Origin of the sequence: Agromyces luteolus (genome assembly GCF_009729855.1) — a bacterium.
Taxonomy (GTDB): Bacteria; Actinomycetota; Actinomycetes; order Actinomycetales; family Microbacteriaceae; genus Agromyces; species Agromyces luteolus.
This window is the reverse complement of sequence record NZ_WODA01000023.1, coordinates 196,595-218,598: the sequence shown is the minus strand read 5'-3', so window position 1 is coordinate 218,598 and position 22,004 is coordinate 196,595. Positions and strand designations below refer to the sequence as shown.

Sequence of the window (22,004 nt, the reverse complement as noted above, 5' to 3'; positions counted from 1 at the left end):
TTGCGTGTCGGATGCGGGAAGGGGAGTCAGGGGGCGGCCTCGACGACCGACTCGTAGTCGATGTCCTTCTTGACCATCGGTAGCGCGGCGCCCAGGGCGAACGCGATCGGGATGAACCAGAGCAGGAGCTTGGCGGTGGCGCCTTCGCTGAAGAGCATCGCGTCGTAGTTCTGCAGCGCGATGACGAGCACCGCGACGACGAGGGCGAAGGATGCCGCTGGCGCGACCTTCGTCGTCCAGAACCCGCGTTCGACCTTCTCGCGCAGGAAGAACACGACGATCGCGAGCGAGGCGAGCGCCATCATCACGATGAAGCCGACCGTGCCGAGGGCGACGAACCAGGCGTAGACGACCTCGATGGCGTCGGCGCCCGCGAGCAGGAACCCGAGCACGATGACCGCGACGATGACACCGTTCGCGAGCGCCGCGGCGGACGGGGCGTGCGATCGCCGACTCACGCGTGCCAGCGGGGCGGGAAGCACTCCGGAGCGGGCGAGCGCGAAGCCGTACCGGGCGAACATGTTCTGCATGCCGATGAGCATCGCGATGAAGCTCGACACGACGAGCACCTGCATCGTGACATCCAGCCACGGGCCGACGTACGTCGCGGCGAGGCCGAAGATGATGCCCGCGAGGTCGTCGGTCGCCGCCTGCTGCACCTGGTCGGCGCCGACCGCGAAGCTGACGGACCACGTGGCGACGGTGTAGAACACGGCGACGAACAGCACCACGGCGTACAGCGCGAGCGGGATGGTGCGGCGGGGGTTGCGCGCCTCCTCGCTGAAGACGGTCGTGGCCTCGAAGGTCGTGAAGCACGCGAACACGAAGAGGACCGCGACGCCGAACCCCGGGTTGGCGAGCTGCGAGGGGCTGAAGCTCTCCAGCGACGGCGGGTTGCCGGCCGCACCGATCACGATGCCGACGACGAGGATCGCCACCACGGCGATCTCGGCGACGAGCAGGATGCCGAGCACCCGCAGGTTGAGGTCGACGCCGCGCATCGCGAGCGCCGTGGTGAGCACGATGAAGCCGAGCGCCCAGACCCAGACGGGGAGGTCGATGCCGAGCCATCCGGCCGCCAACTGCTGCGCGAACACCCCGAACTGGGCCCAGAAGCCGACCTGCAGCGCGATGTACGTGACGATGACGATGCCCGCCGCGCCCGTGGCGGCGTGCCGCCCGAGCCCGCGCGCGATGTAGGCGACGAAGCCGCCCGCGTGCACGATGTGCCGGCTCATCTTGAGGTAGCCGACCGCGAAGAGCGCGATGACGAGCGCGACCATGATGTACACGAGCGGCACGCCCGGACCCATGATCGAGAACAGGACGGGCCCGGCGCCGACGAAGGCGGCCATGGGCGCGGCGGCCGCGATGACGAAGAAGGCGATGCCGATGAAGCCGAGGCTGTTCGGCTTGAGGGCGGTGCCGTGCACGGTCGGGGCCGCAGCCGGCTTGGAATCGGTGGTGGTGCTCATGAGGTCCTCCTTTGGACTTCGAGCGGTGCTCAGGGGAGCGGGGTGATAGGGGACCGGCGCGTCAGGCGCTGACGGCCAGGAGGCGCACGCCGGCGTCGGCGTGCTCGGTGAGGATGCGGCGTGCCTCGACGAGGCCGCTCTCGATGGCGCCGTCGATGAAGCCGCCCCAGCCGTGGGCGTAGTCGGAGCCGGCGAAGCGCAGGCGGCCCGCGCCGGCGTGGAAGCCGGGCAGCGCGTGAGTGAGGTACCCGGGCCGGTGCATCGGCCAGGTCTCCCCGGCGAAGGGGTCGCTCACCCAGTCGTGTGCACGCACCGCGGTCACGCGAGCGCCGGGGATGAGCCGGCCGATGACGCGTTCGATCGCCGCGGCGTCGGTCGGGTCGATCGCCGAGGCATCCGGGCCGAACCCGATCACGATGATGCCGTCGCCATCGGGGTACTCGCCCTGGAAGAAGTTCAGCGGCCAGTCCTTCTCGCCGAACGCGACGAACGGCTCGGTGACGCCCTCGAGGCGGAACCAGACCTTGGCGCCGAGGCCCGCCTGCCCCTCGTGCACGGCGTCGCGCATGGCCTGAGGGAGTTCCGGCGTCATCCGGACCCGCGTGAGCGCCGCCAGCGGAAGCGTCGAGATCGCGTGGCGTGCGACGTGGGTCGTGCCGTCCGCGGTCGTGACCCGGACCGCATCGTCGTCGTGTACGAGGAACTCGACGGCGGCGCCGAACCACAGCTCGGCGTCCGTGTCATCCGCGATCGCCCGCGCCAGCCGCGCGGTGCCGCCGTCGACCTTGTACGAGGCGCACGCCTCGAAGTTGATGGCCCAGTCGCCGTTGGTCAGCGCGACCCACCGCAGGGCCTGTGTGTACGCGGCCGCGTCGATCGAGCCGTTGACGTTGAGGGTCCAGAACGTCTCGAGCAGCGCGCGGTCGCCGGGCGGCAGGTCGAGGGCGGCGATGCGATCGGCGACCGTCTCGTGGTCGGTCGCCTCGACGAGCGCCGCCTGCGTCAACGGATGGAACGGCTCCGGGAAGACGGTTCGGGCCTCGGCGGTGAGGCGCCGGTTCGGCTCGTCCAGGCGGGCGAGCAGCTCGAGCGGGTCGCCCGACCTCGGCCCGCCGTCCTCCCACCAGTGCGCGACCGCGGGGGCCGGGCTCGGCACCGTGCCGATGCCGTAGCGGGCGAGTTCGGCCCAGACGTACGGCTGGGTCCAGTGCACCCAGGTGCCGCCGAGTTCGAGCCTGCGGCCGAGGCCGTCCGCGTACCACGTGCGGCCGCCGATGCGGTCGCGTGCTTCGAGGATCCGCACGGAGAGCCCGCGCTGCGTGAGTTCGCGGGCAGCGGTGAGGCCGGCGAAGCCGGCGCCGAGGATGAGGACGTCGACCTCCGCCGGGCGAGAGGTCGGTCGTGCCTGCGTGTTCAGAGACATCGTCGTTTCCTTCACGGGGAGCAGCCGCCCGAGCCATCCGAGCTGAACTAAGCAACTGCTGAGTATTGGTGCCGGTAAGCTAAGCACATGCTCAGTTCTGCGTCAACCGCTTCGCGGACGGCCGCTGCGCAGCTGCCTACACTGGAGCGCATGACGGACCCCCGGCGGCGGCCCCTGAATCACGGCGACGGCAAGGAGGCGCTGCTCGCCGCGACCGTCCGGGTGGTGGCGGCCAAGGGCCTCCGGGGCATGACGTTCCGAGCGGTCGCCGACGAGGCCGGCGTCAACAACACCCTGATCGCGCACCACTTCGGCACGCGCGACAGGCTCCTCGCCGCGACCCTCGAATGGTCGATGGAGCGGTCGATCGGCCTGGCGAACCTCGGCGAGTACGCCGGCGATCCCGAGTCGTTCCGGGCCGCCCTGATCGAGAACGTGCTCTCCGAGCCGGCCTTGCAGGTCTTCCAATTCGAGATGGTCCTCGAAGCGAGCCGTCGTCCCGACCTGCAGCCGGCGGTGCGCACGCTCTACGAGCGGTACGTCGAGGAACTCGCGCACGGCCGATCCGACCTCGGGCTGGCCAGCAGCGCGGGCTTCGACCGCGCGATGTTCGCCGCGCTCGACGGGCTCGTGCTGCAGTACCTCGGCCGCGCGATCACGGCCGAGCAGCTCTCCGAGGCCGTCGAGGCGCTCGGCGCGGTCGTCGCCGCGGGGCCGCGCGGCTGACCCGTGGCATTCGCGGTGGCCGCTCTACGGCCGGCGCACAGGCGCGGGTGAGCCCGGTGGATCGAGTTGAATCCGTGATCCTCCGGGTCGATCCGCTCCGCTACGTTTGGGGAGCGGCGACCCCGATGGCCGCAGATGGAGCCCTGCATGTCCATTGACGCTGCCCGATCCTGGCTGTGGCGCCGCCCGCTCGCGATCGCTGTGCTGCTTGTCGTCTCGGTGGTGTCCGCAGCAGGCGCGACCGGCATCCGAGCGCTCGGCCTGGATGCCGAGGCCCGTGCCGAACTCACCGTTGAGCGCGATCGACTTCTCAGCGAGATCGATATGGCGAACGTGCGCGTCGACGCCGACCGCGCGATGGCCGAGGACGCCGACCGCTGCGCTCGCGACGGCGCAAGCCTGCTGCAACCCGCGGTCGCCGAACCCCGCCGCTTCACGGACCCGACGATCACGATGGGCACCGCGGCCATCACCCGAGCGGACGTGGACGCGAGTCTCGCCGAGCCGGCCGCCGTCGTCATCGAGCTAGTCGAGTACTCCGACGCCTCCGGCCCCACGCGCAACCAGCTGGTCGACGAGATCCACCTGCTCGGCGACCTCCGTGCGGCGATCGGAACGGAATCGGCGCGCATGCGCCTCGCCGCGATCGAGCGGCACGCGGCGTGCGAGTCGGCGAGGCGCGCCACCGCGGCCGTGGTCGCCGACATCGATGCACTGACGGACCGCGTCGTCGCGGCCTCGAAGAAGGCCTCCGCCGAATCCGTCGCGGAGCTCCGGTCGGCGCGCGAGGCCGTCCTCGCCGAGGCAGGCGATGACGCCGGCCTCGCGGCGGTTCCGCGCTGGTTGCTCGCGGCATCCGCGGCGGAGAAGTCGCACGCGGACGCGGTGGATGCCGAGAAGGCGGCTGCCGAGGAGGCGGCGAGGAGGGCCGCGGAGGGGGCCGTGTCGCAGCCCCCATCGCAGCCGTGGCGCCCGCCGGGCGAGGTGCCGCTTCCGGAGGGCTGCATCGGGGTGATCTCGGTGGACCCGGTCACGGGCTCCAAGCTGCTGGACTGCCCCGATCGACCCGTCTGACTCGCCGATCAGACGAACGCCCCGAAGTGGCAGTCGGGGCTCATCGAGGTCCGCCGGCTCACCCCCGGGCCGGTCGGAGTCGGAACCGAGCACGAGTTCGTCCGGCGCGTCGCGGGACGGCGTTTCGAGGCGCGCGTAACCGGTTCGTCCGGTTCGAGCCGGGTCGTCTCGTCGCCTTCGAGATCGACGGGTCCATCTCCGGCGACGTCGTGTACCGCGTCGAGCCGCACTCCACCGGCACGCTCCTCACTTGCGTCATGCGCATGACCACGCACGGGCTCACACGCGTTGCTGAGCCGATCCTCCGGGTCGCGATCGAACGTGAAGTGCGGCGCAGTGATCCGGAGCTGGTCGCGATCCTCGAGTCCGAGTCGGCGGCCGGTCTGGCACCCGCCTCGTAGCCGACGTAGTTGCCGTCGGCCGACGTCAGATCGGCGACGAGCGTTGCGCGCGGCCGCCCGCCGCATCGAGGTGCGCCAGGATCGCGCCCTCGACCCCGGCCGACGGCGGGTACGGGAAGACGTGGCCCACGCCGTCGAGCCAGAGGCGCGCGGCATCCGGGATCGTCGCGGCGAGGCGCCGTCCGTGCTCGAACGGCATGAGGTCGTCGTCGGTGCCGTGCACCACCAGCGTCGGCACCGCGAGCGTCGCGAGGGCGGGCGCCCGGGGCCGCGTCGCGGCGACGGCGGCCTGGTGCTGGCGGAGCGCCCGGAGGTTCAACCCGTTCCGCTCGCGCCGGTCGTACAGCACCAGCGCGGCGTTCTCCTCGACGTCGACCCCCTCCGGCCCGCTCACGCTGATGATCTTCGCGATGCGCTCCTTGACGTCGGCGTACGGGTCGCCGAGCAGCCGGTACTTCAGGATCGGCAGGCCGCGGATGGCCTGCAGCGCCAATCGCCCGACGCGCGGCTCCGGCAGGGTCGGGTCGGTCGGATCGGGCGACGTCGACATGAGCGTGAGCGACGCGACCCGGCCCGGTTCCGCGATCGCCACCTCCTGGGCGACCATCCCGCCGAACGACAGCCCGATGAGGTGCGCGTGCTCGGTACCGGTCGCGTCGAGGACGGCGATCGCGTCACGCGCCAGGTCCACGAGCGTGTACGGGTGCGCGCGATCCCACTCGGGCATCCAGTCGGACGCGCCCGTGCCGCGCTGGTCGAAGCGGATGACGCGGTACCCCGCACCGGTCAGGACGCGGAGGAACGCGGGCGGCCAGAGGATCGCGTCCCCGCCGAGCGAGATGAGCACCAGGACCGTGCCGCGTTCCCGCCCGACCGGCGGGATCGATTCGTACCAGATGCGGATGCCGCCGGCATCCGTCTCCCCGGTCGTGCCGGTGACCACGCCCGCCAGGTCGCCCGCCGCGACCCGGTCGATCACGGCGTCGATTCCGGCCGGGAGACGCGGGCCGCCGAAACGGATCCATGCGGCGAGGGCCGCCAGGCCGGCGAGGAGGCCGCCGGCGACGGCCGCCCCGATGCGCGTGCGCCGGGCGGGTGCGGCGCACCCGCGCCGGGCGCGCCGCGTGCTCATGACTCCTGCGAGGACGTCTCGGCGAGCGTGCGCTCCAGCAGTTCACGCAGGGTGCTGCGATCCACCCCCGTCAGCCGCGTGAGGTAGAGGCAGACCTTGCTCGCGCGGTGCGGGCCCAGCCGCGACATGAGGTCGGGCCAGCGCTCGGAGAACTGCTCCGGCATGTAGATCGTGTGCTTCGTCGGGCCCGGCGCGAAGGCGAGCCGTGGCGATCGACCCTCGCGCCCGCTCTCGTACCGGTAGTCGTAGACGCCGAACCCGAGGATGCGGCCCGCCCACACCACTGGCGGCTCGCCGCTGACCTCGCCGAACATGGCGACCAGTTCGTCGGCCTCGGCGCGGCGCGGGCCGGTGACGCGGTCGAGCACCTCGGCGACCGGCAGGTCGGACGGTGACATCGCGGGCTGCTTCGCTGACATGGTTCCTCGCGATCGTGTCGAGATCCCAGCGTACTGCGGCGGCAGGGCGCGGATCGATGCCCGGCGCGGCTGGCGGCGCGGTCGCACGGGAGGGGAGGCGAGGTGTTCGCTTCGCGGAGGCGGTACCGAAGTACCGGACGAGTGCGGAACCGAATGCCGGCCGGCCGGCGCGTCAGCGCTCCGCACTTCGCGGCGCGCCGGCGCGCTCGGCGTAGCCTCGGAGCAGGGCGCGGCCGGGTCGGCCGCCACCGAGCGGGAGGGGGCCGGCGGTGGAGGGGCTGATCGCGATCGCCGAGTTCGTGAGCCTGATGCTCGTCGGCCTGGTCGCCGGGATCCTGCTCGCGACGCAGCTCGGGCAGCTGCGCGTGCAGCGACGGCTCGGGGCGCGCGACTTCACGCTCGTCAAGCACGAGTTCGAGGTCGCGCTCGGCCGGGTGATGCCCGTGCTCGTGATCGCGGCGGGCGTCTCGATCGTGCCGCTCGTCGTGCTGCGGTTCCCGGCGGGCCCGGCGGCGTTCGTCGCCGCGCTCGCGGCGCTCGCGCTCTGGATCGGGGTCATCGTCGTCACGCTCGTGTTCAACGCCCCCGTGAATGCGCTCGCCGCCCGGTGGGACCCGGAGTCGCCGCCGGAGGACTGGCAGGCGCTGCGCGCGAAGTGGCACCGCGGGCAGACCATCCGCACCCCGCTCGCCGTGGCGGCGTTCGCGGGCGTCGCGCTCGCGTCGGTGCTGCCGATGGGCGGCGCCGCCGGATGACCCGGCCCGGGCAGACGAGGGCAAGGCGGATGCCGCGCGGCTGCGTCATCCGTTCCGGTGCGCCTCCGCGTACCGCAGCGCCTCCGCATACCGCAGCGACTCGGCGATCCCCTCCGCGTACGGCGTCGGGGCGACGCCGAACTCCCGCTCGAACGCCGACGAGTCGAAGAGGTACGGCGCGGTGTACTGGTAGGCCATCTCGAGCGACTCCCGGGCGCCGCTCGCGAACAGCGAGCCGAGCCGCATCGTGCCCATCGACATCGTGCGGTGCGGCAGGCGGCCGCCCGTGGCGAGGCCCAGGTACTCGTCGCCGGTCAGGGCGGGCGCGGTCGGCAGGTGCCACGTGCGCCCGCGGGCGCGATCGTCGGTGCCGAGCACGGCGAGGCCCGCGCCGATGTCGGGCGTGTAGGTGATGGAGTGCGGCAGGGTCGCGTCGAACATCCACATCGGGGGCTTGCCCGCGGCGACGCGGTCGATCACGAACATGTTGAACACGCTCGTCGACGCGCCGGGCCCGTAGAAGTCGGCGGCGCGGCCGATCGTGAGGTCGAGCCCGCGGTCGTCGCGCGCCGACTCGAGCAGCTGCAGCACGTCGGCGCGCACCGCGCCCTTCCGGCTCGTCGGCCTGATCGGAGTCGACTCGGTCATCGGCCCCTCGACGGGCCCGTACGCGTAGACGTTGTCGAAGTACACGAGCCGGGCGCCGGCCGCGAGGCATCCGTCGACCGCGTTCTGCACGATCACCGGCCAGTCGCGCCGCCAGGCGGCCGCGGTGTAGGGCAGGCCCACGGTGACGTACGCGACGTCGGCGCCAGCCAGGGCTGCGGCGGCGGATGCCGCGTCGCGGAGGTCTGCCGCGACGGGCGTGATGCCCGGCTCGGGCGACGCCGACGCCGAGCCGGACGCCGTGCGCGACACCGCGCGCACCTCGTGGCCGCCGGCGCGGAGGGCCGCGACGGTCTCGCGTCCGACGACGCCGGTGCTTCCGAGGACGACGTGGGTGGTCATGACAGGTCCTTTCGTTGCGTGGCATGCGAGGCGCCCGGGACCGGGAAGAGCTCCGCGGTCGCCTCTTGGTGCGCGAGGCGCCGGAGGCCCGCGATCAGCGCGTCGCCGACCACGGTGCCGACGACCATGAGCTCGGCCGTCAGCGCGGGGGTGTCGCGGTCGGTCAGTGCGGCGAGGTCGGCGCGCGCGATGCGGTCGGCCGCGGCGGCGTAGGCGTCGAGGTACGCGTCGGACGGCTCGTAGCCGATCGCTGCGAAGTCGTCGAGCACCCGGGCCGCGAGGTCGAACCCGGGGTTGTCGGGCGTGGTGCGCCAGCCCTGCGCGTCGGCGAGCGCGGTCACGCGGGTGCGCGCGGCCACGGATGCCTCGTGGTGCGGGCGCGCGTCGGTCATCGCGTGCTGCGCGGCCTCGAACGTGTCGGCCATCGACCGGTCGTGGGAATCGAGCGTCGCGAGCACGCGCTTCGCGGCGGCGATCGAGAGCCCGCCGGTCTCGAGCAGCGCGCGCACGAGCCGCACGCGCTGCACGTGGGACTCGTCGTAGTCGGTCTGGTTGCCGCTCCGGCGCTCGCCCTCGTGGACGAGGCCCTCGCGCAGGTAGTACTTCAGCGTCGTGACGGGAGCGCCGCTCCGCCGACTGAGCTCTGAGATCCGCATGCACTGATAGTAGCACTATCGATAGTGAAACTATCAGCCGATGCGGACCGTCAGCGTGTGAGGCCGCGCTCGTGCGCCCAGATCGCGAGCTCGACGCGGTTGCGCACGCCGATCTTCGCCATGAGGCTCGCGACGTGCGTCTTCACGGTGCTGAGCGAGATGTGCAGGTCGCGGCCGATCTCGTCGTTGCCGAGGCCGCGCGCGACCGCGGCGAGCACGTCCTCCTCGCGGTCGGTGAGCGGCGTCGCGGGCGGCGGCGCCGCCGCGGATCGTGCGGCCGCGGCATCCGCCCCCGCGAACGCCTCGATGAGCCGCACCGTCACGTTCGGGTCGATGAGGGCGTCGCCGCGCGCCGCCGCGTGCACGGCCTCGGCGAGCATCGTCGGCCCCGCGTTCTTCAGGAGGAACCCGCGCGCGCCGGCGCGGAGCGCGCCGTACACGTACTCGTCGAGGTCGAACGTCGTGATCACGACGACGGGGAACGGATCGGGCACGTCCGCGCCGGCGAGCATCCGCGTCGCCTCGAGGCCGTCCATCAGCGGCATCCGGATGTCGAGCAGGCACACGTCGGGCCGCAGCTCACGGGCGAGCGCCACCGCCTCGGCGCCGTCGCGGGCCTCGCCGACCACCTCGATGTCGGGCTGCGCGTCCAGGATCATGCGCAGCCCGGCGCGCACCAGGTCCTGGTCGTCGGCGATGAGCACGCGCACGCTCATGCTCATGCGGACCATCCGCTCCTCGGAAGCACCGCGCCGACGGCCCACCCGCGGCCGTCGGGCGCCGGGCCGGCCGTGCACGTCCCGCCGAGCACGGCGGCGCGCTCGGCCATGCCGGTCAGTCCGAATCCGGGGGCGACGGATGCCGCGGCCGCGCCGTCGTCGCGGACGTCGACCCGCACCCCGTCCGCGTCGACCCGCACGCGCACCTCGATGCGCGACGCGTCGCGCGCGTGCCGACGGGCGTTCGTGACGGCCTCCTGCACGATCCGGAACACGGCGGCGCCGACGGCGGGAGGCACCGCGTCGGGGTCGCCGTCGATGCGGACGTCGATGCTCGGATCGCCGGCGACGGGCTCCGGTCCGCGGTCCTGGTCGGGGGAGGCCGCCGCGCTCCCGGATCCGAGGACGCCTCCGGCGCCAGGAGCGCCCGCGCCGACCCGCGCGAGCCGCCGAACGTCGGCGATGCCGGGCGTCGGCGCGAGCTCCGCGGCATCCGCTCGCCTCAGCACCCCGACCATCGACCGCATCTCGTCGAGGGTTCGCGACGCCTCGCCCTCGATGACGCGGAGCGCGTCGATCGCGGCCGCGGGATCGGACGCGGCGACCGCCGACCCCGCCTGCGCCTGGATCGCGATCGCCGAGACGTGGTGCGCGACCGTGTCGTGCAGGTCGCGCGCGAACTGCTCGCGCTCGAGGAGCCGCACGCGGTCGAGCTCACGCGCCCGCGCGGCCGCGCGCTGCCGGAACGCGATGCCCAAGGTCATGGTCGTCGCCACGACCGCGATCCCGCCGATCACGTCGGCCGGCGTCGCCTCGCCGAGCGGGAGCGAGACGAGCGTGCCGACGAGCACGAGCGCCGCGCCGCCGAGCATCGCGCGCCCCGAGCCCCACCGCATGACCGCGTAGACGAGGATCAGGAAGTACGCGGTGGCGATCAGTTGCGGGTCGCCGCCGGTCGCGAGGCCGGCGGCCCATCCGACGCCGAACGAGATCGCCAGCATCGTGAAGGGGCGGATGCGCCGCCACAGCAGGGTCGGCACGAGCGCGACGAGTACGACCGCCCACAGCCAGCGCCACGCGACATCCGCCCGCAGCGTCGCCTCGAGCACGATCAGCGGCGGCAGCACCGCGACGAGCACCCAGTCGCGCCAGACCCGGCGGGGCGGCGGCGGGGAGGCGGCCGGAGCGTCCCACAGCGCCCGGGCGGGGCTCGTCATGCCCCTCATGATAGGCGCGCGCTCGCCGCCGGGGCTCGGCCGGACGTACCGGGACGACGGGGCCCGCGGGGCCCGCGGGGCCCGCGGGGCCCGCGGGGCAGGCTCGCCGAGCGGCGGCGGATGACGACCTCGGCGACGGCGAGGTTGATCGCCCAGCCGGCGCCCATGAGCACCGAGTACGCGACGTGGTCGGGCTCGCCGACGAGGAGCGTCCACGGCAGGAGCGTGAAGACCTGCGTGCCGGCGCCCAGGCCGATGGCGTAGGCGCGCGTCATCCAGGCGCTGTGGGTGGTGACGTCGCCACGGCGGATGGCGGCGAACGCGACGACGATCGCGGCCGCCATCGCCGAGCCGAGCACAAGTCGCATGACGAAGAGGGCCGGACCGTAGACCTCCGGCATCGCGTAGAAGAGGGTCATCCACAGCGCCGACCCGGCGGAGAGCAGGCCGGCGGGTGCGACGATGCGGCCGGCGATCCGGTGCCAGCGCCGCCGGCGGAGCGACGGCGCGAACTGCAGCGCACCGAGCACGAGGAACACGACCGAGCCGATGATGTGGACGATCACGGGCACGGGGGAGTCGACGAAGCGGGCGTTCTCGGCGGTCTCGGGCGCGCCGAGCGCGAGCGAGGTGATGCGGAACGCGCCGGCGGCGACCGGCACGAGGCTCAGCGCGATGAGGGCGGCGGGCACGAGCCACTCGGGGCGTCGGCGGGTGCGGGCGCGACGGCCTGTGCCGATGCGGGCGGCGGATGTCTCGGTCATGCCTCGATCGTCGTCGCGGGGGTCGCGCGGCACATCGGCCGGGCGGCTCGCCTCGCCTCGGCCGATCGGCTGAGGCGGCGCCGCCCGGGGACCGCGCGGAGGCGCGGGGTGCCGGGCGTTCGGACGGAATCGGGCGGCCGGGGCGGGTGCCGAGCACCCGATTCCGTCCAAACGGCGCGGTGGGGGTGGGGGTGGGGGCGTCGGGTCAGGGTCAGGGTAGGCGGCGCGCGAGGAGCGTCGAGTCGTGGACCTGCATGGTCTCGCCGTCGCGGACCGTCGTGCGCGGGCGCTGCTCGACCACGAGCGCCTCGAAGTCGTCGGGGAGGCCGGGCAGCAGGTCCGCGGCGAGGAACATCGCGTCGCGGTGGCTCGCCGACAGGTGCGTGAACGCCTCGGATGGCGCGTGGCCGACCACGAGCAGGTGCCCGCCGGGCGCGACCGCGCCGGCCAGGCGGCGCACGACGTCGACCATCCCGTGGTCCGGCGGGTGCAGGAAGTGCGTCGTAACGAGGTCGAACGAGCGGCCGTCGGCGGCGAAGGTGCGCGCGTCCACCTGCCACCAGTCGGTGCGGTCGGCGACCCCGGCCGCCTCGGCGTGCTCGGCCGCGCGGGCGAGGCCGTTCGCCGAGAAGTCGGCGCCGGTCACGCGCCATCCGCGCCGCGCCAACCAGATCACGTCGCCGCCCTCGCCGCAGCCGACGTCGAGCGCGGTGCCGGGGGTGAGGGCGGATGCCTCGGCCACGAGCTGCGCGTTCGGGTCGCCGCTCCACCGGGCCTCCTCGCCCGAGTACGCCTCGTCCCACGCGGGCGGCTCGAACATCTCGGGACCGTCGGCGTCGCCGGCGTGGCGGTGACGGCTGCCGTGCTCGTGTTCGTGGTCGTGCTCGTGCTCGTGCTCGTGTCCGGTCATGCGGCATCCTCCCGGTCTCCCGCCAGCGTACGTCGGCCGCCGGCGCACGTCGGCCGCCGGCGCACGCCGCGCGTCAGCGCGCGCGGCCGGAGCCCGGCACCAGCCCGTCGAGCAGCCACCCGAGCCCGCGCTCGAAGACCTCGTCGCCGCTCCACCGCGAGATGGGCTCGCTGAGCTCGGCGGTGACGCCGCCGAACTCCGCGGCGCGCTCGCGCCCGCGACGACCGCGGGCGGCCGGGTCGGGATCCCCGGTGCGCCCGGTCTCGAACGCCGCCGAGCCGATCGTGTGCACGAGCAGCACCTGGAGCCCGGTCACCGCAGCCGGGCCGTCGAGGCCGGCCTCGCGGAGCGCGCCGAGCGTCACCTCGCCGAGCCGCAGCGCGTTCGGGCCGACCGACTGGCGCACCAGCGCGAACGGCACGAGGTCGGGGTGTGCGAGCAGTTCACGCCGGCTGTCGCGCATGACGCGCTCGATGCGGGCGCGCCATCCGTCGTCGGTCGGGGTGGCGACGCCGCCGAGCATCGCGTCGATGAGCTCGTCGACGAGGGCGGCCTTGTCGGCCACGTGCGCGTAGATGCTGTTCGGGGCGACGCCCAGCCGGTCGGCGACCCGTCGCATCGAGACGGCCTCCAGCCCCTCCGAGCGGAGCAGGTCCATCGCGGCATCCGTCACCTGCTGCCGGGTGAGGCCGGCTCGCTGCCCTGCGGTTCGTCCCATGTCGGTATTGTACGCCGACCAATTTAAATGTACACTGTCCAATATGAACGAGATCCTCCTCTTCCACCACGGCCAGGGACTCACCGACGGAGTCCTCGCGTTCGCCGAGACGCTGCGCTCGGCGGGTCACCTCGTGCACACGCCCGACTACTACGACGGCAAGGTCTTCGCCACGCTCGACGAGGGCGTCGCGTACCGCGACGAGATCGGCATCCCCGAGCTCGCGAACCGCGCGGGCGCCGCGGCGCAGTCGCTGCCGACCGACCTCGTCTACGCGGGCTTCTCGCTCGGCACCGGCCCGGCCCAGCTGCTCGCGCAGACCCGCCCCGGCGCGCGCGGCGCGCTGCTCATGTCGGGCTGCCTCCCGGCGGCGGCCTTCGAGACGCCGTGGCCGGCGGGGGTCCCGCTCGCGGTGCACACGACCGAGCACGACCCGTGGGTCGACCTCGACGTCGCGCGTGCGCTCGTCGACGAGGCGCACGGCGACCTCGTGCTCTATCCGGGATCGGCGCACCTCTTCGCCGACCCGACCAACGCCGATCACGACGCCGAGCTGCGCGCCCGGCTCGAGGCATCCGTCATCGCCTGGCTCGACGTCGTCGACCGCGCTCGGCAGGCGGCGCGTGCGTAAGAGGTCGAGCGGACGGGCTGTGCCCGGGCGGCCCGAGCCGAGCGATCGCGCATACGCGACGGCGACGGCGACGGCGACGGGAGGTGACGCGACCCGATTCGACTCGGCGAGCGCCGAGCGAGACGGTCGGCTCGGTAGCGGCGCCGAATTCGCAGGATGAGCCGTCGCATGGGCGCGATACGGCGCGGATGACGCGTGTCATCCTGCGAACTCCGACGGCGAGGGGAGGCAGCCGACCGATCCCCTCGTCGGCACGGGCCGGGAGTGCGGGCTGCGCGCCGCGACGACCGACGTGGGCGGGTCGCGCCGCCCGCGCAAGGGACCGAAGGCCCGAATCCGCGCGCGGCCCCTTGTTAGGTTCCGACGGGGGCCGCGCCGCCGCGGCACGGCCGAGTCTGGGGGAGACCATGTCCGAGGAAGCGCAGCTGCACGAGTACCGACCCGGAACGACGTTCCCGGGCGTGATCGGGCGGACGTTCGACGAGTCGTCGCCGGCCTGGCCCGAGCCGCTGCGCGCGGCCGACGGCGCACCCAACGTGCTCTTCATCGTCATCGACGACATGGGCTACGGGCAGCTCGGATGCTACGGCAGCCCGATCCGCACCCCGAACATCGACCGCATCGCGGCGGGCGGCGTGCGCTTCGCGAACATGCACACGACCGCGCTCTGCTCGCCGACGCGCACGTGCATCCTCACCGGTCGCAACCACCACTCCAACCACATGGCGGCGATCACCGAGACCTCCACCGGGTTCCCCGGCTACGACGGCAACGTGCCGTTCGAGAACGGCTTCCTCGCCGAGATCCTGAAGGGCGAGGGGTACAACACGTTCGCGGTCGGCAAGTGGCACCTGACGCCGACCGACCAGACGACCGCGGCGGGGCCGTACGACCGGTGGCCGCTCGGCCGCGGGTTCGAGCGGTACTACGGGTTCCTGGGCGGCGACACGCACCAGTACTACCCGGAGCTCGTGCACGACAACCACCGCGTCGAGCCGCCGAAGACGCCCGAGGAGGGGTACCACCTCACCGAGGACCTCGTCGACCGCGCGATCACGTTCATCGCCGACGCGAAGCAGGTCGCGCCGAACAAGCCGTTCTTCACCTACTTCGCCACGGGCGCGATGCACGCGCCGCACCACGCCCCGAAGGAGTGGACCGACCGCTATGCGGGCGCGTTCGACGAGGGCTGGGACGTCTACCGCGAGCGGGCCTTCGCACGGCAGAAGGAGCTCGGCCTGGTGCCCGCCGACGCCGAGCTCTCGCGGCACGACCCCGACGTGCAGCAGTGGGACTCGCTCTCCGACGACGAGCGGCGACTCTACGCCCGCATGATGGAGGTCTTCGCCGGCTTCCTCGAGCACACCGACCACCAGATCGGGCGGCTGCTCGCCTTCCTCGAGGAGCTCGGCGTGCTCGACGACACGCTCATCATGCTGATCTCCGACAACGGCGCGAGCGCGGAGGGCGGACCGACCGGCTCGATCAACGAGAACAAGTTCTTCAACTTCGTGCCCGACTCGCTCGAGCAGAACCTCGCCGCGATCGACGACCTCGGCGGGCCGAAGTACTTCAACCACTACCCGTGGGGCTGGACCTGGGCCGGCAACACCCCGTTCCGGCGGTGGAAGCGCGAGACCTACCGCGGCGGCATCAGCGACCCGTTCATGGTGCAGTGGACGAACCGCATCCCCGCGCGCGGCGAGATCCGCACCCAGTACGCCCACGCCATCGACATGGTGCCGACCGTGCTCGACCTGCTCGGGATCGAGCCGCCCGACGCGATCCGCGGCGTCACGCAGTCGCCGATCGAGGGCGTCAGCTTCAAGGACGCGCTGGTCGAGGCATCCGCCCCTTCGCTGCACACGACGCAGTACTTCGAGATGATCGGGCACCGCTCGATCTACCACGACGGATGGCGCGCGGTGTGCCCGTGGCCCGGGACCTCGTTCGCGGAGTCCGGGCGTGCGTTCGGCGACCCGATCACGGCCGACGTGCTGCGCGAGCTCGACGCCGACGGCTGGGAGCTCTACCACGTCGCGGAGGACTTCGCCGAGAACCACGACCTCGCCGCGCAGTACCCCGACAAGCTCGTCGAGCTCATCTCGCTCTGGTACGTCGAGGCCGGCAAGTACAACGTGCTGCCCGTCGACGGCCGGGGCCAGCAGCGCTTCGCCGAGCAGCGCCCGGTGATCGCGAAGGACCGCTCGCGGTACGTGTACTTCCCGCACACGTCGGAGGTCGCGGGAAGCGCCGCACCGCGGCTCGTGAACCGCCCGCACACCATCAACGCGCTCGTCGAGATCCCGGAGGGTGGCGCCGAGGGCGTGCTCGTCAGCCAGGGCGGCGTCGACGGTGGCTACAGCCTCTACGTGCAGGACGGCCGACTCGTCTACACGTACAACTACGTGGCCGCCGAGTACTTCCACGTCCGGAGCGACACCGACGTGCCGGCCGGCACGCACATCCTGAGCATGGAGTTCGCACCCACGGGGGAGCCGAGCATCCGCGAGGGCAAGGGCACGCCCGCGACCGTCACGCTGTTCGTCGACGGCGAGCCGATCGGCAGCGGCGACCTGCCGGTCACCATCCCGATCATGCTCGGTCTCGCCTCCGGCGTGGCGGTGGGACTCGACGCCGGTGCGCCGCTGACGGATGCGTACACCGCGCCGTTCGAGTTCACCGGCACGATCCGCCGCGTGGTGTTCGACGTGTCCGGCGAGCACATCGTCGACCACGAGGCGGAGCTGCGGGCCGCGCTGGCGCGGCAGTAGGGGAGCCGAGGGGCGCGCCGCGGCTACGTGTTGGCCGAGATCGCCAACCCGCCGAAGATCAGGAAGAACATCGCGGTGAGCGCGCCGAGCGCGACGGCGATCCAGCCGATGATGACCGCGGCGAGCGCGAGCCCGCGGCCCTTCTCGCCCGATTTCTTGATCTGCGACAGCGCGAGGTGGCCGAAGATCAGGCCGAGGATGACCGTGAACCACACGGTCACGAAGGCGATGATCGCGAAGACGTTCCAGCGGTCGGTCTGCGGGGTGGTGGCAGCAGTCATGGCGGGAGGCTAGCGCGGGCCGTGGTGACGCGGCACGGGCCGAAGGGCCCGCGGCGGGTGACGCGCGCGGGACGGAGGCCCGGCTCCCTGGGGGAACGGGCCGGGCCTCCGGGTCGCGATCGTGGGGGTGCGATCGCCCGCGCCCCGGGTCAGTGCGCGTGCTGGGCGTCGCTGCGGCGGTACTGGTACGGGTTGGACAGGATCTCGGTCTCGGGGATCTCGGGGTTCATGCCCGCCTTCCAGGTCTCCTCGCCGAGCTCGCTCCGCAGGTACTCCACCGTGTCCTCGAGCTTCGCCCTCACCGACGGCAGGTCGCCGGCGACGAGCTTGCCGTCCCACTTGACGGGTTCGCCGCCGACGAGCACGGTGTGCACGTCGCCGCGGCCCACCTGGTAGACGACGTGTCCGTACGGGTTCACGATCGGCACCATCGTTGGGGAGTCGTCGTTCTTGATGAGCACGACGTCGCCGAGCTTCCCGGGCTCGAGGCTGCCGATCTCGTCCCACCGGCCGAGCGCCTTGGCGCCGCCGCGGGTCGCCCAGTCGACGACCTCCTCGACGCGGATGGTGGCGTGCGTCACGGTCTCGTCGGTCTGGTGCGCGATGTAGTGCTCGAGTGCGCGATCGGCGCCGATCGTGGTGCGCATGGCCGAGAACATGTCGGCGCTGAACCAGACGCTCGTGTCCACCGACATCGAGGCCGGGATGCCGTGCTTGCGCAGTGCGTGCGCGGGCGGGTAGCCCTGGCCGCAGGTCATCTCGCTCTCGGTCGCCAGCGCCACCGAGCCGCCGGTCGCGGCGATCATCTGGTACGACTCGTCGCTCAGGCTCGCGGCGTGCACGTAGATGTTCCCGGGTTGCATGACGCCGTGGTCGTACATGAGGCGGATGCCGTTGTCGTTCGTCGCACCCCAGACACCGGCGTGCGTGGTGACCTTCAGGCCGAGCTCGCGTGCCGTGTCGAACGCGGGCTGCTCGGGGAAGCTCTCGTCGCCCGGGACGTCGAACGCGATCTGGGCGCCGAAGAGCCGGGAGTCGTCGCGCGCGCGCTCGATGAGGCGACGGATCGCCGGATCCTGCGTCCACTCCCACGGTGCCTGCGCGAGGTTGCCGTATGCGAGGACGAACCGCCCCGGCGAGGTCGCCAGCGCCTCGTACGCCGCCTCTCCGTGGTCGATCGTGCGCAGGCCGTGCGACCAGTCGACGGCGGTGGTGACGCCGGACTCGACGGCGTCGAGCGCCGAGACGAGGTTGCCCGCGGCGACATCCTCGGGTCGGAACTTCATGCCGTGCTCGAGGTAGTACCAGACGAAGTACTGCGTGAGGGTCCAGTCGGCGCCGTAGGCGCGCATGGCGGTCTGCCACATGTGGCGGTGGGTGTCGACCATGCCGGGCAGCAGGATGCCGCCCTTCGCGTCGATCTCGAAGGCGCCGTCGGGTGCCGCCACGTCGGTGCCGACCTCGGCGATCTTCCCGTCGATGACGAGGACGTCGCCGTCCGGGAGCACGGTGTGGGCGTCGTCCATCTTCAGGACGATCCCGTTGCGGAACACGATGGGTTGGCCGGGCTGGGGTGCCGGGGTGCCGCTCATTCTGACGCTCATCCTCCTTGACTCGCAGTCGTGCGCGTCGTCGCGCAGGCCACCGAGACGGCGTCGGCGGCGGGTGGGCCGCTTGACTTCGACCGAATCGGTCGGCTTGACTCAGGTTAAGCAATGCTGCACAACGATGTCCAGTAACACTTTCAGGAGGCCTGAGCGGTGGCAGACAACGCGAGGACGATCGTCATCGTCGGCGGAACGTCGGGAATCGGCCTGGAGCTCGCTCGCGACACCATCGCGCGCGGCGACCGCGCGGTGATCACCGGGCGGGACCGGGCCCGGACGGAGGCGATCGCCGAGTCGCTCGGACCCGGGGCGACCGGCGTCGCGCTCGACATCTCCGAGCCGGAGACGATCGCCGGTCAGCTCGGCTCGATCGGCCAGGTGCACGGGCTCGTGCTCGCCGCGATCGAGCGCGACCAGAACACGGTGCGCGACTACCACATCGCGCGCGCGACACGGCTGGTCACCCTCAAGCTCATCGGCTACACCGAGACGGTGCATGCCCTGATCGACCGGCTGGAGCCGAGCGTCGACACGGGCATCGTGCTGTTCGGCGGGCGTGCGAAGGACCTGCCGTACCCGGGATCGACGACCGTCTCCTCGATCAACGGCGGCGTGACCGGGCTCGTGAACACGCTCGCGCTCGAGCTCGCGCCGATCCGCGTCAACGCGCTCCACCCCGGCATCATCGGGGACAGCCCCTTCTGGGCGAACAAGCCCGAGGGGGTGCTCGAGCAGTACGAGCGCCGCACGCCGGGCGGGAAGCTCGCCACGATGGCCGACGTCGTCGACGCCGTGCAGTTCCTGCTCCGCAACCGCGGCGTGTCCGCCGTGAACCTCTACGTCGACCGTGGTTGGAGCATCACCTAGTCGCAGATGTCCAGCCTGAGCGGACGCCGATGCCGCTCCCGGGGCTCACCGGCCGCCGCCGGGACTCACAGCAGGTCGCGCCGGCTGACCTCGGCGATGGCGCTCCAGTCCGCGTCCTTCAGGTCGGGATCGGCCATGGCGCGCTCGAACACCTCGATCAGTGCGGGCAGCGTGGCGAGCGTCACGCCGCCCGCCGCCGCGACCTCCTCGGCGAGGCCGAGGTCCTTCCGGCCGAGCGAGATGTGGAAGCCGGGCGGCGTGTAGCGCTGCTCGGCGATGATGCCGCCGTACCCGCCGTAGACCACCCCGCCGAACAGCGTGCTCGAGAGCAGCTCGACGAACTGCCCGGCGGGCACGCCCTGGCGTTCGGTCATCGCGATCGACTCGCCGAGGGCCTGCATGGCGTGGATGATGTTGTAGTTCACGGCCGCCTTGACCGCGTTCGCGACCGATGGGCGCTCGCCGAGTCGCCAGATCCGGGAGCCCAGGGCCTCGAGGTACGGCAGCGCGACGTCGACCGCGTCGGCCGGCCCGGCCGCCATGATGTTCAGCTGCCCGGCCGCCGCCACCGCGGGCCGCCCGAGCACGGGCGCCGCGACGTACGTGGCCCCGCCGCGGTCGAAGCGCTCGGTCAGGCGGTCCGCCAGCGCGGGGCTGATCGAGGCCATCATGACGTGCGTGCGCCCGGCGGCGGCGTGGATCGCGTCATCCGTCAGCACCGCCTCGGCCGCCTCGTCGTTGGCGAGCATCGCGAACGAGACGTCCGCCGCGAGCGCGTCGGCCGCGGTGGCCGCACGTTCCGCGCCGGCCGCGACGAGCTCGTCGACGGCCGCGGGGGAGCGGTTCCAGGCGAGGACGGCGTGCCCCTCGTCGACGAGTCGGCGCGCCATCCCGCTCCCCATCGTCCCGAGGCCGAGGAACCCGAGCGTCGTCACGCCTCCCCCCGACCCCACGTCGTGTTGCGGTGCGACTGCGAGTCGCGCTCGAGGTTCAGCGGACCGTCCACCGTGTAGTAGCGGCGACCGGCGACGATCAACTCCTCGGCCGGGAACTTCGTGATGACCTCGCAGCCGTCGGCCGTGACGACGACCTCCTCCTCGATGCGGGCCGCGCCCCAGCCGTCGGCCGACGGCCAGTACGTCTCGAGCGCGAAGAGCATGCCCTCCTGCAGCTCCTCGGGATGGTCGAGCGACGTCAGCCTCGAGAAGATCGGCTTCTCCCAGATCGACAGGCCGACCCCGTGTCCGTACTGCAGGGCGAAGGCGGCCTCCTCGTCGGGGAAGCCGAACTCCTGCGCCGTCGGCCAGACCTTCACGATGTCGGCGGTCGTGGCGCCCGGCTTCACGAGCGCGATCGCCCGGTCCATGTACTCGCGCGCCCTCGTATAGGCGTCGCGCTGGGCCGAGCTCGCGGAGCCGACCGCGAACGTGCGGTAGTAGCAGGTGCGGTAGCCGTTCCAGCTGTGCAGGATGTCGAAGAACGCCGGGTCGCCCGGCCGGATCAGCCGATCGGAGAAGACGTGCGGGTGCGGCGAGCAGCGCTCGCCCGAGATCGCGTTCACGCCCTCGACGTACTCCGACCCGAGGTCGTACAGCGTCTTCGCGACGAGGCCCACGGCCTCGTTCTCGCGCACGCCCGGGCGGAGGAACCGGTAGAGCTCCTCGTACGCGGCATCCACCATCGACGCGGCCTGGGTGAGCAGCCGGATCTCGTCGGGGGTCTTGATGCGCCGGGCCTCCATGAACAGCTGCTGGCCGTCGACGACGTCGATGCCCTCCTTCTGCAGGGCGAAGAGCACCGGGAGTTCGATGACGTCGACGCCGAGCGGCTGGTCGGCGACGCCGAACTTCTCGAGCTCGCGCTTGATCTTCTTCGCCAGGCCCTCGGCGATCTCGGCGTCGGGCGGGAACGCGCCGCGAAGCGTGGAGATGCCGGCGCGGGCCCCCGACTCGAGCCGCGGGCGCTTGGCGCCCTCGTGCGGGGCGTTCGGGTCGGCGTCCATCTCGGCCGTCGTGAGGTCGAGCCACGGGTTGTAGAGCGCATGGTGCTTCGCGGCCGATCCGAAGTCCCAGACGATCGGGTCGGTGTTCCGCGTGAGCAGGGCGAAGCGGATGAGCTTGTCCATCGCCCAGGTGCCGATGTGGGTGGCGCTCATGTAGCGGATGTTCGAGAAGTCGAACGCCAGGACGGCGCCGAGGTCGGATGCCTCGAGCTGCGCCTTGAGTCGCGAGAGGCGATCGTCGCGGAGCCGCGACATGTCGACGCGCTCCTCCCAGTCGACGGCGTTGGGTCCGGTCGAACCGGTGCTCTTCATCGAGACCTCCTTGACGTTTCCTCCGCGCGCCACTGTACGCCGCGTACAGCACAGCTTAACATTTCGGGACCCGTCGAGCCCTACAATGGCCACGACGGCCGCGCCGGAACGGAGCGCGCGGCCGCGGCCCAGG

The 22,004-nt window shown here is 72.5% G+C and carries 21 protein-coding genes; 6 read left to right on the top strand and 15 right to left on the bottom strand.

Annotated elements, in window-relative coordinates:
* Positions 1-26 precede the first annotated feature (26 nt).
* Together GLX25_RS12910 and GLX25_RS12905 are read right to left on the bottom strand one after the other, a co-directional pair.
* Positions 27-1,475: an APC family permease gene (locus tag GLX25_RS12910; protein WP_155842850.1), complete on the bottom strand. Its 1,449-nt coding sequence runs from the start codon at positions 1,473-1,475 to the stop codon at positions 27-29.
* Between the two features lie 61 nt (positions 1,476-1,536).
* Entirely contained in the window at positions 1,537-2,898 is a 1,362-nt protein-coding gene (locus GLX25_RS12905) for a flavin monoamine oxidase family protein (RefSeq protein WP_155842849.1), read from the bottom strand.
* A gap of 150 nt (positions 2,899-3,048) precedes the next feature.
* On the opposite strand from GLX25_RS12905, the gene GLX25_RS12900 reads away from it, so the two are divergent.
* Positions 3,049-3,624 carry a TetR/AcrR family transcriptional regulator gene (locus GLX25_RS12900; protein WP_155842848.1) on the top strand — a complete coding sequence of 192 codons (576 nt, stop codon included), beginning with the start codon at positions 3,049-3,051 and terminating at the stop codon, positions 3,622-3,624.
* Positions 3,625-3,771: 147 nt separating this feature from the next.
* On the top strand, positions 3,772-4,698 hold the full coding sequence (locus GLX25_RS12895; protein WP_155842847.1) for a hypothetical protein: 927 nt from the start codon (positions 3,772-3,774) through the stop codon (positions 4,696-4,698).
* Between the two features lie 426 nt (positions 4,699-5,124).
* Here the strand turns inward: GLX25_RS12895 and GLX25_RS12890 are convergent, their stop codons facing one another.
* The gene (locus tag GLX25_RS12890; RefSeq protein WP_155842846.1) at positions 5,125-6,231 is read right to left on the bottom strand and encodes an alpha/beta fold hydrolase; all 1,107 of its coding nucleotides are present in this window, start codon (positions 6,229-6,231) and stop codon (positions 5,125-5,127) included.
* Positions 6,228-6,629 carry a DUF1801 domain-containing protein gene (locus GLX25_RS12885; protein ID WP_240898339.1) on the bottom strand — a complete coding sequence of 134 codons (402 nt, stop codon included), beginning with the start codon at positions 6,627-6,629 and terminating at the stop codon, positions 6,228-6,230. Before GLX25_RS12885 ends, GLX25_RS12890 begins: the two co-directional genes overlap by 4 nt.
* 290 nt (positions 6,630-6,919) lie before the next feature.
* On the opposite strand from GLX25_RS12885, the gene GLX25_RS12880 reads away from it, so the two are divergent.
* Positions 6,920-7,405 (top strand): anthrone oxygenase family protein, encoded by a 486-nt coding sequence (locus GLX25_RS12880; RefSeq protein ID WP_155842844.1) that lies wholly within the window; start codon positions 6,920-6,922, stop codon positions 7,403-7,405.
* 45 nt (positions 7,406-7,450) lie between these two features.
* Here GLX25_RS12880 and GLX25_RS12875 read toward each other — a convergent pair whose 3' ends face one another.
* The 7 genes from GLX25_RS12875 to GLX25_RS12845 all read right to left on the bottom strand — a co-directional run bounded on the left by GLX25_RS12875 (position 7,451) and on the right by GLX25_RS12845 (position 13,397).
* Entirely contained in the window at positions 7,451-8,413 is a 963-nt protein-coding gene (locus GLX25_RS12875; RefSeq protein ID WP_155842843.1) for an NAD-dependent epimerase/dehydratase family protein, read from the bottom strand.
* Positions 8,410-9,069, bottom strand: coding sequence for a MerR family transcriptional regulator (locus GLX25_RS12870; RefSeq protein ID WP_155842842.1), 660 nt, complete (start codon positions 9,067-9,069; stop codon positions 8,410-8,412). Before GLX25_RS12870 ends, GLX25_RS12875 begins: the two co-directional genes overlap by 4 nt.
* A 50-nt stretch (positions 9,070-9,119) precedes the next feature.
* On the bottom strand, positions 9,120-9,785 hold the full coding sequence (locus GLX25_RS12865; RefSeq protein WP_155842984.1) for a response regulator: 666 nt from the start codon (positions 9,783-9,785) through the stop codon (positions 9,120-9,122).
* Between the two features lie 2 nt (positions 9,786-9,787).
* The gene (locus GLX25_RS12860; RefSeq protein WP_205719891.1) at positions 9,788-11,005 is read right to left on the bottom strand and encodes a sensor histidine kinase; all 1,218 of its coding nucleotides are present in this window, start codon (positions 11,003-11,005) and stop codon (positions 9,788-9,790) included.
* A 5-nt stretch (positions 11,006-11,010) separates the two neighbouring features.
* Positions 11,011-11,769, bottom strand: a complete 759-nt coding sequence (locus tag GLX25_RS12855; protein WP_155842840.1) for a DUF2306 domain-containing protein — start codon at positions 11,767-11,769, stop codon at positions 11,011-11,013.
* A gap of 211 nt (positions 11,770-11,980) precedes the next feature.
* On the bottom strand, positions 11,981-12,679 hold the full coding sequence (locus GLX25_RS12850; protein WP_155842839.1) for a class I SAM-dependent methyltransferase: 699 nt from the start codon (positions 12,677-12,679) through the stop codon (positions 11,981-11,983).
* A 73-nt stretch (positions 12,680-12,752) separates the two neighbouring features.
* Positions 12,753-13,397 carry a TetR/AcrR family transcriptional regulator gene (locus GLX25_RS12845; protein WP_155842838.1) on the bottom strand — a complete coding sequence of 215 codons (645 nt, stop codon included), beginning with the start codon at positions 13,395-13,397 and terminating at the stop codon, positions 12,753-12,755.
* On the opposite strand from GLX25_RS12845, the gene GLX25_RS12840 reads away from it, so the two are divergent.
* Both GLX25_RS12840 and GLX25_RS12835 read left to right on the top strand, forming a co-directional pair.
* Positions 13,396-14,028 carry a dienelactone hydrolase family protein gene (locus GLX25_RS12840; RefSeq protein WP_240898338.1) on the top strand — a complete coding sequence of 211 codons (633 nt, stop codon included), beginning with the start codon at positions 13,396-13,398 and terminating at the stop codon, positions 14,026-14,028. The two genes, GLX25_RS12845 and GLX25_RS12840, sit on opposite strands and share 2 nt — an antisense overlap.
* Positions 14,029-14,435: 407 nt before the next feature.
* Complete coding sequence (locus GLX25_RS12835; RefSeq protein WP_155842837.1) at positions 14,436-16,802, top strand: arylsulfatase; 2,367 nt, start codon at positions 14,436-14,438, stop codon at positions 16,800-16,802.
* A 23-nt stretch (positions 16,803-16,825) separates the two neighbouring features.
* Here GLX25_RS12835 and GLX25_RS12830 read toward each other — a convergent pair whose 3' ends face one another.
* Positions 16,826-17,083: a DUF4190 domain-containing protein gene (locus GLX25_RS12830; protein WP_155842836.1), complete on the bottom strand. Its 258-nt coding sequence runs from the start codon at positions 17,081-17,083 to the stop codon at positions 16,826-16,828.
* Positions 17,084-17,232: 149 nt separating this feature from the next.
* Positions 17,233-18,675 (bottom strand): amidohydrolase family protein, encoded by a 1,443-nt coding sequence (locus tag GLX25_RS12825; protein WP_155842835.1) that lies wholly within the window; start codon positions 18,673-18,675, stop codon positions 17,233-17,235.
* Between the two features lie 168 nt (positions 18,676-18,843).
* On the opposite strand from GLX25_RS12825, the gene GLX25_RS12820 reads away from it, so the two are divergent.
* Complete coding sequence (locus tag GLX25_RS12820) at positions 18,844-19,557, top strand: SDR family oxidoreductase (RefSeq protein WP_166548790.1); 714 nt, start codon at positions 18,844-18,846, stop codon at positions 19,555-19,557.
* A gap of 65 nt (positions 19,558-19,622) precedes the next feature.
* On the opposite strand, the gene GLX25_RS19400 is transcribed toward GLX25_RS12820, so the two are convergent.
* Complete coding sequence (locus tag GLX25_RS19400) at positions 19,623-20,492, bottom strand: NAD(P)-dependent oxidoreductase (protein WP_166548789.1); 870 nt, start codon at positions 20,490-20,492, stop codon at positions 19,623-19,625.
* The gene (locus tag GLX25_RS12810) at positions 20,489-21,871 is read right to left on the bottom strand and encodes a M24 family metallopeptidase (RefSeq protein WP_155842834.1); all 1,383 of its coding nucleotides are present in this window, start codon (positions 21,869-21,871) and stop codon (positions 20,489-20,491) included. The genes GLX25_RS19400 and GLX25_RS12810 overlap by 4 nt, the downstream gene beginning before the upstream one ends.
* Positions 21,872-22,004: the final 133 nt, after the last annotated feature.

Excerpts from the sequence above, each read along its gene's own strand:
- GLX25_RS12875 (WP_155842843.1), bottom strand. The coding sequence starts at position 8,413 with ATGACCACCCACGTCGTCCTCGGAAGCACCGGCGTCGTCGGACGCGAG.
- GLX25_RS12855 (WP_155842840.1), bottom strand. The coding sequence starts at position 11,769 with ATGACCGAGACATCCGCCGCCCGCATCGGCACAGGCCGTCGCGCCCGC.
- GLX25_RS12850 (WP_155842839.1), bottom strand. The coding sequence starts at position 12,679 with ATGACCGGACACGAGCACGAGCACGAGCACGACCACGAACACGAGCAC.
- GLX25_RS12830 (WP_155842836.1), bottom strand. The coding sequence starts at position 17,083 with ATGACTGCTGCCACCACCCCGCAGACCGACCGCTGGAACGTCTTCGCG.
- GLX25_RS12860 (WP_205719891.1), bottom strand. The coding sequence starts at position 11,005 with ATGACGAGCCCCGCCCGGGCGCTGTGGGACGCTCCGGCCGCCTCCCCG.
- GLX25_RS12905 (WP_155842849.1), bottom strand. The coding sequence starts at position 2,898 with ATGTCTCTGAACACGCAGGCACGACCGACCTCTCGCCCGGCGGAGGTC.
- GLX25_RS12890 (WP_155842846.1), bottom strand. The coding sequence starts at position 6,231 with ATGAGCACGCGGCGCGCCCGGCGCGGGTGCGCCGCACCCGCCCGGCGC.
- GLX25_RS12835 (WP_155842837.1), top strand. The coding sequence starts at position 14,436 with ATGTCCGAGGAAGCGCAGCTGCACGAGTACCGACCCGGAACGACGTTC.
- GLX25_RS12885 (WP_240898339.1), bottom strand. The coding sequence starts at position 6,629 with ATGTCACCGTCCGACCTGCCGGTCGCCGAGGTGCTCGACCGCGTCACC.
- GLX25_RS12825 (WP_155842835.1), bottom strand. The coding sequence starts at position 18,675 with ATGAGCGGCACCCCGGCACCCCAGCCCGGCCAACCCATCGTGTTCCGC.
- GLX25_RS12865 (WP_155842984.1), bottom strand. The coding sequence starts at position 9,785 with ATGAGCGTGCGCGTGCTCATCGCCGACGACCAGGACCTGGTGCGCGCC.
- GLX25_RS12870 (WP_155842842.1), bottom strand. The coding sequence starts at position 9,069 with ATGCGGATCTCAGAGCTCAGTCGGCGGAGCGGCGCTCCCGTCACGACG.
- GLX25_RS12840 (WP_240898338.1), top strand. The coding sequence starts at position 13,396 with ATGTCGGTATTGTACGCCGACCAATTTAAATGTACACTGTCCAATATG.
- GLX25_RS12910 (WP_155842850.1), bottom strand. The coding sequence starts at position 1,475 with ATGAGCACCACCACCGATTCCAAGCCGGCTGCGGCCCCGACCGTGCAC.
- GLX25_RS12895 (WP_155842847.1), top strand. The coding sequence starts at position 3,772 with ATGTCCATTGACGCTGCCCGATCCTGGCTGTGGCGCCGCCCGCTCGCG.
- GLX25_RS12900 (WP_155842848.1), top strand. The coding sequence starts at position 3,049 with ATGACGGACCCCCGGCGGCGGCCCCTGAATCACGGCGACGGCAAGGAG.
- GLX25_RS12810 (WP_155842834.1), bottom strand. The coding sequence starts at position 21,871 with ATGAAGAGCACCGGTTCGACCGGACCCAACGCCGTCGACTGGGAGGAG.
- GLX25_RS12845 (WP_155842838.1), bottom strand. The coding sequence starts at position 13,397 with ATGGGACGAACCGCAGGGCAGCGAGCCGGCCTCACCCGGCAGCAGGTG.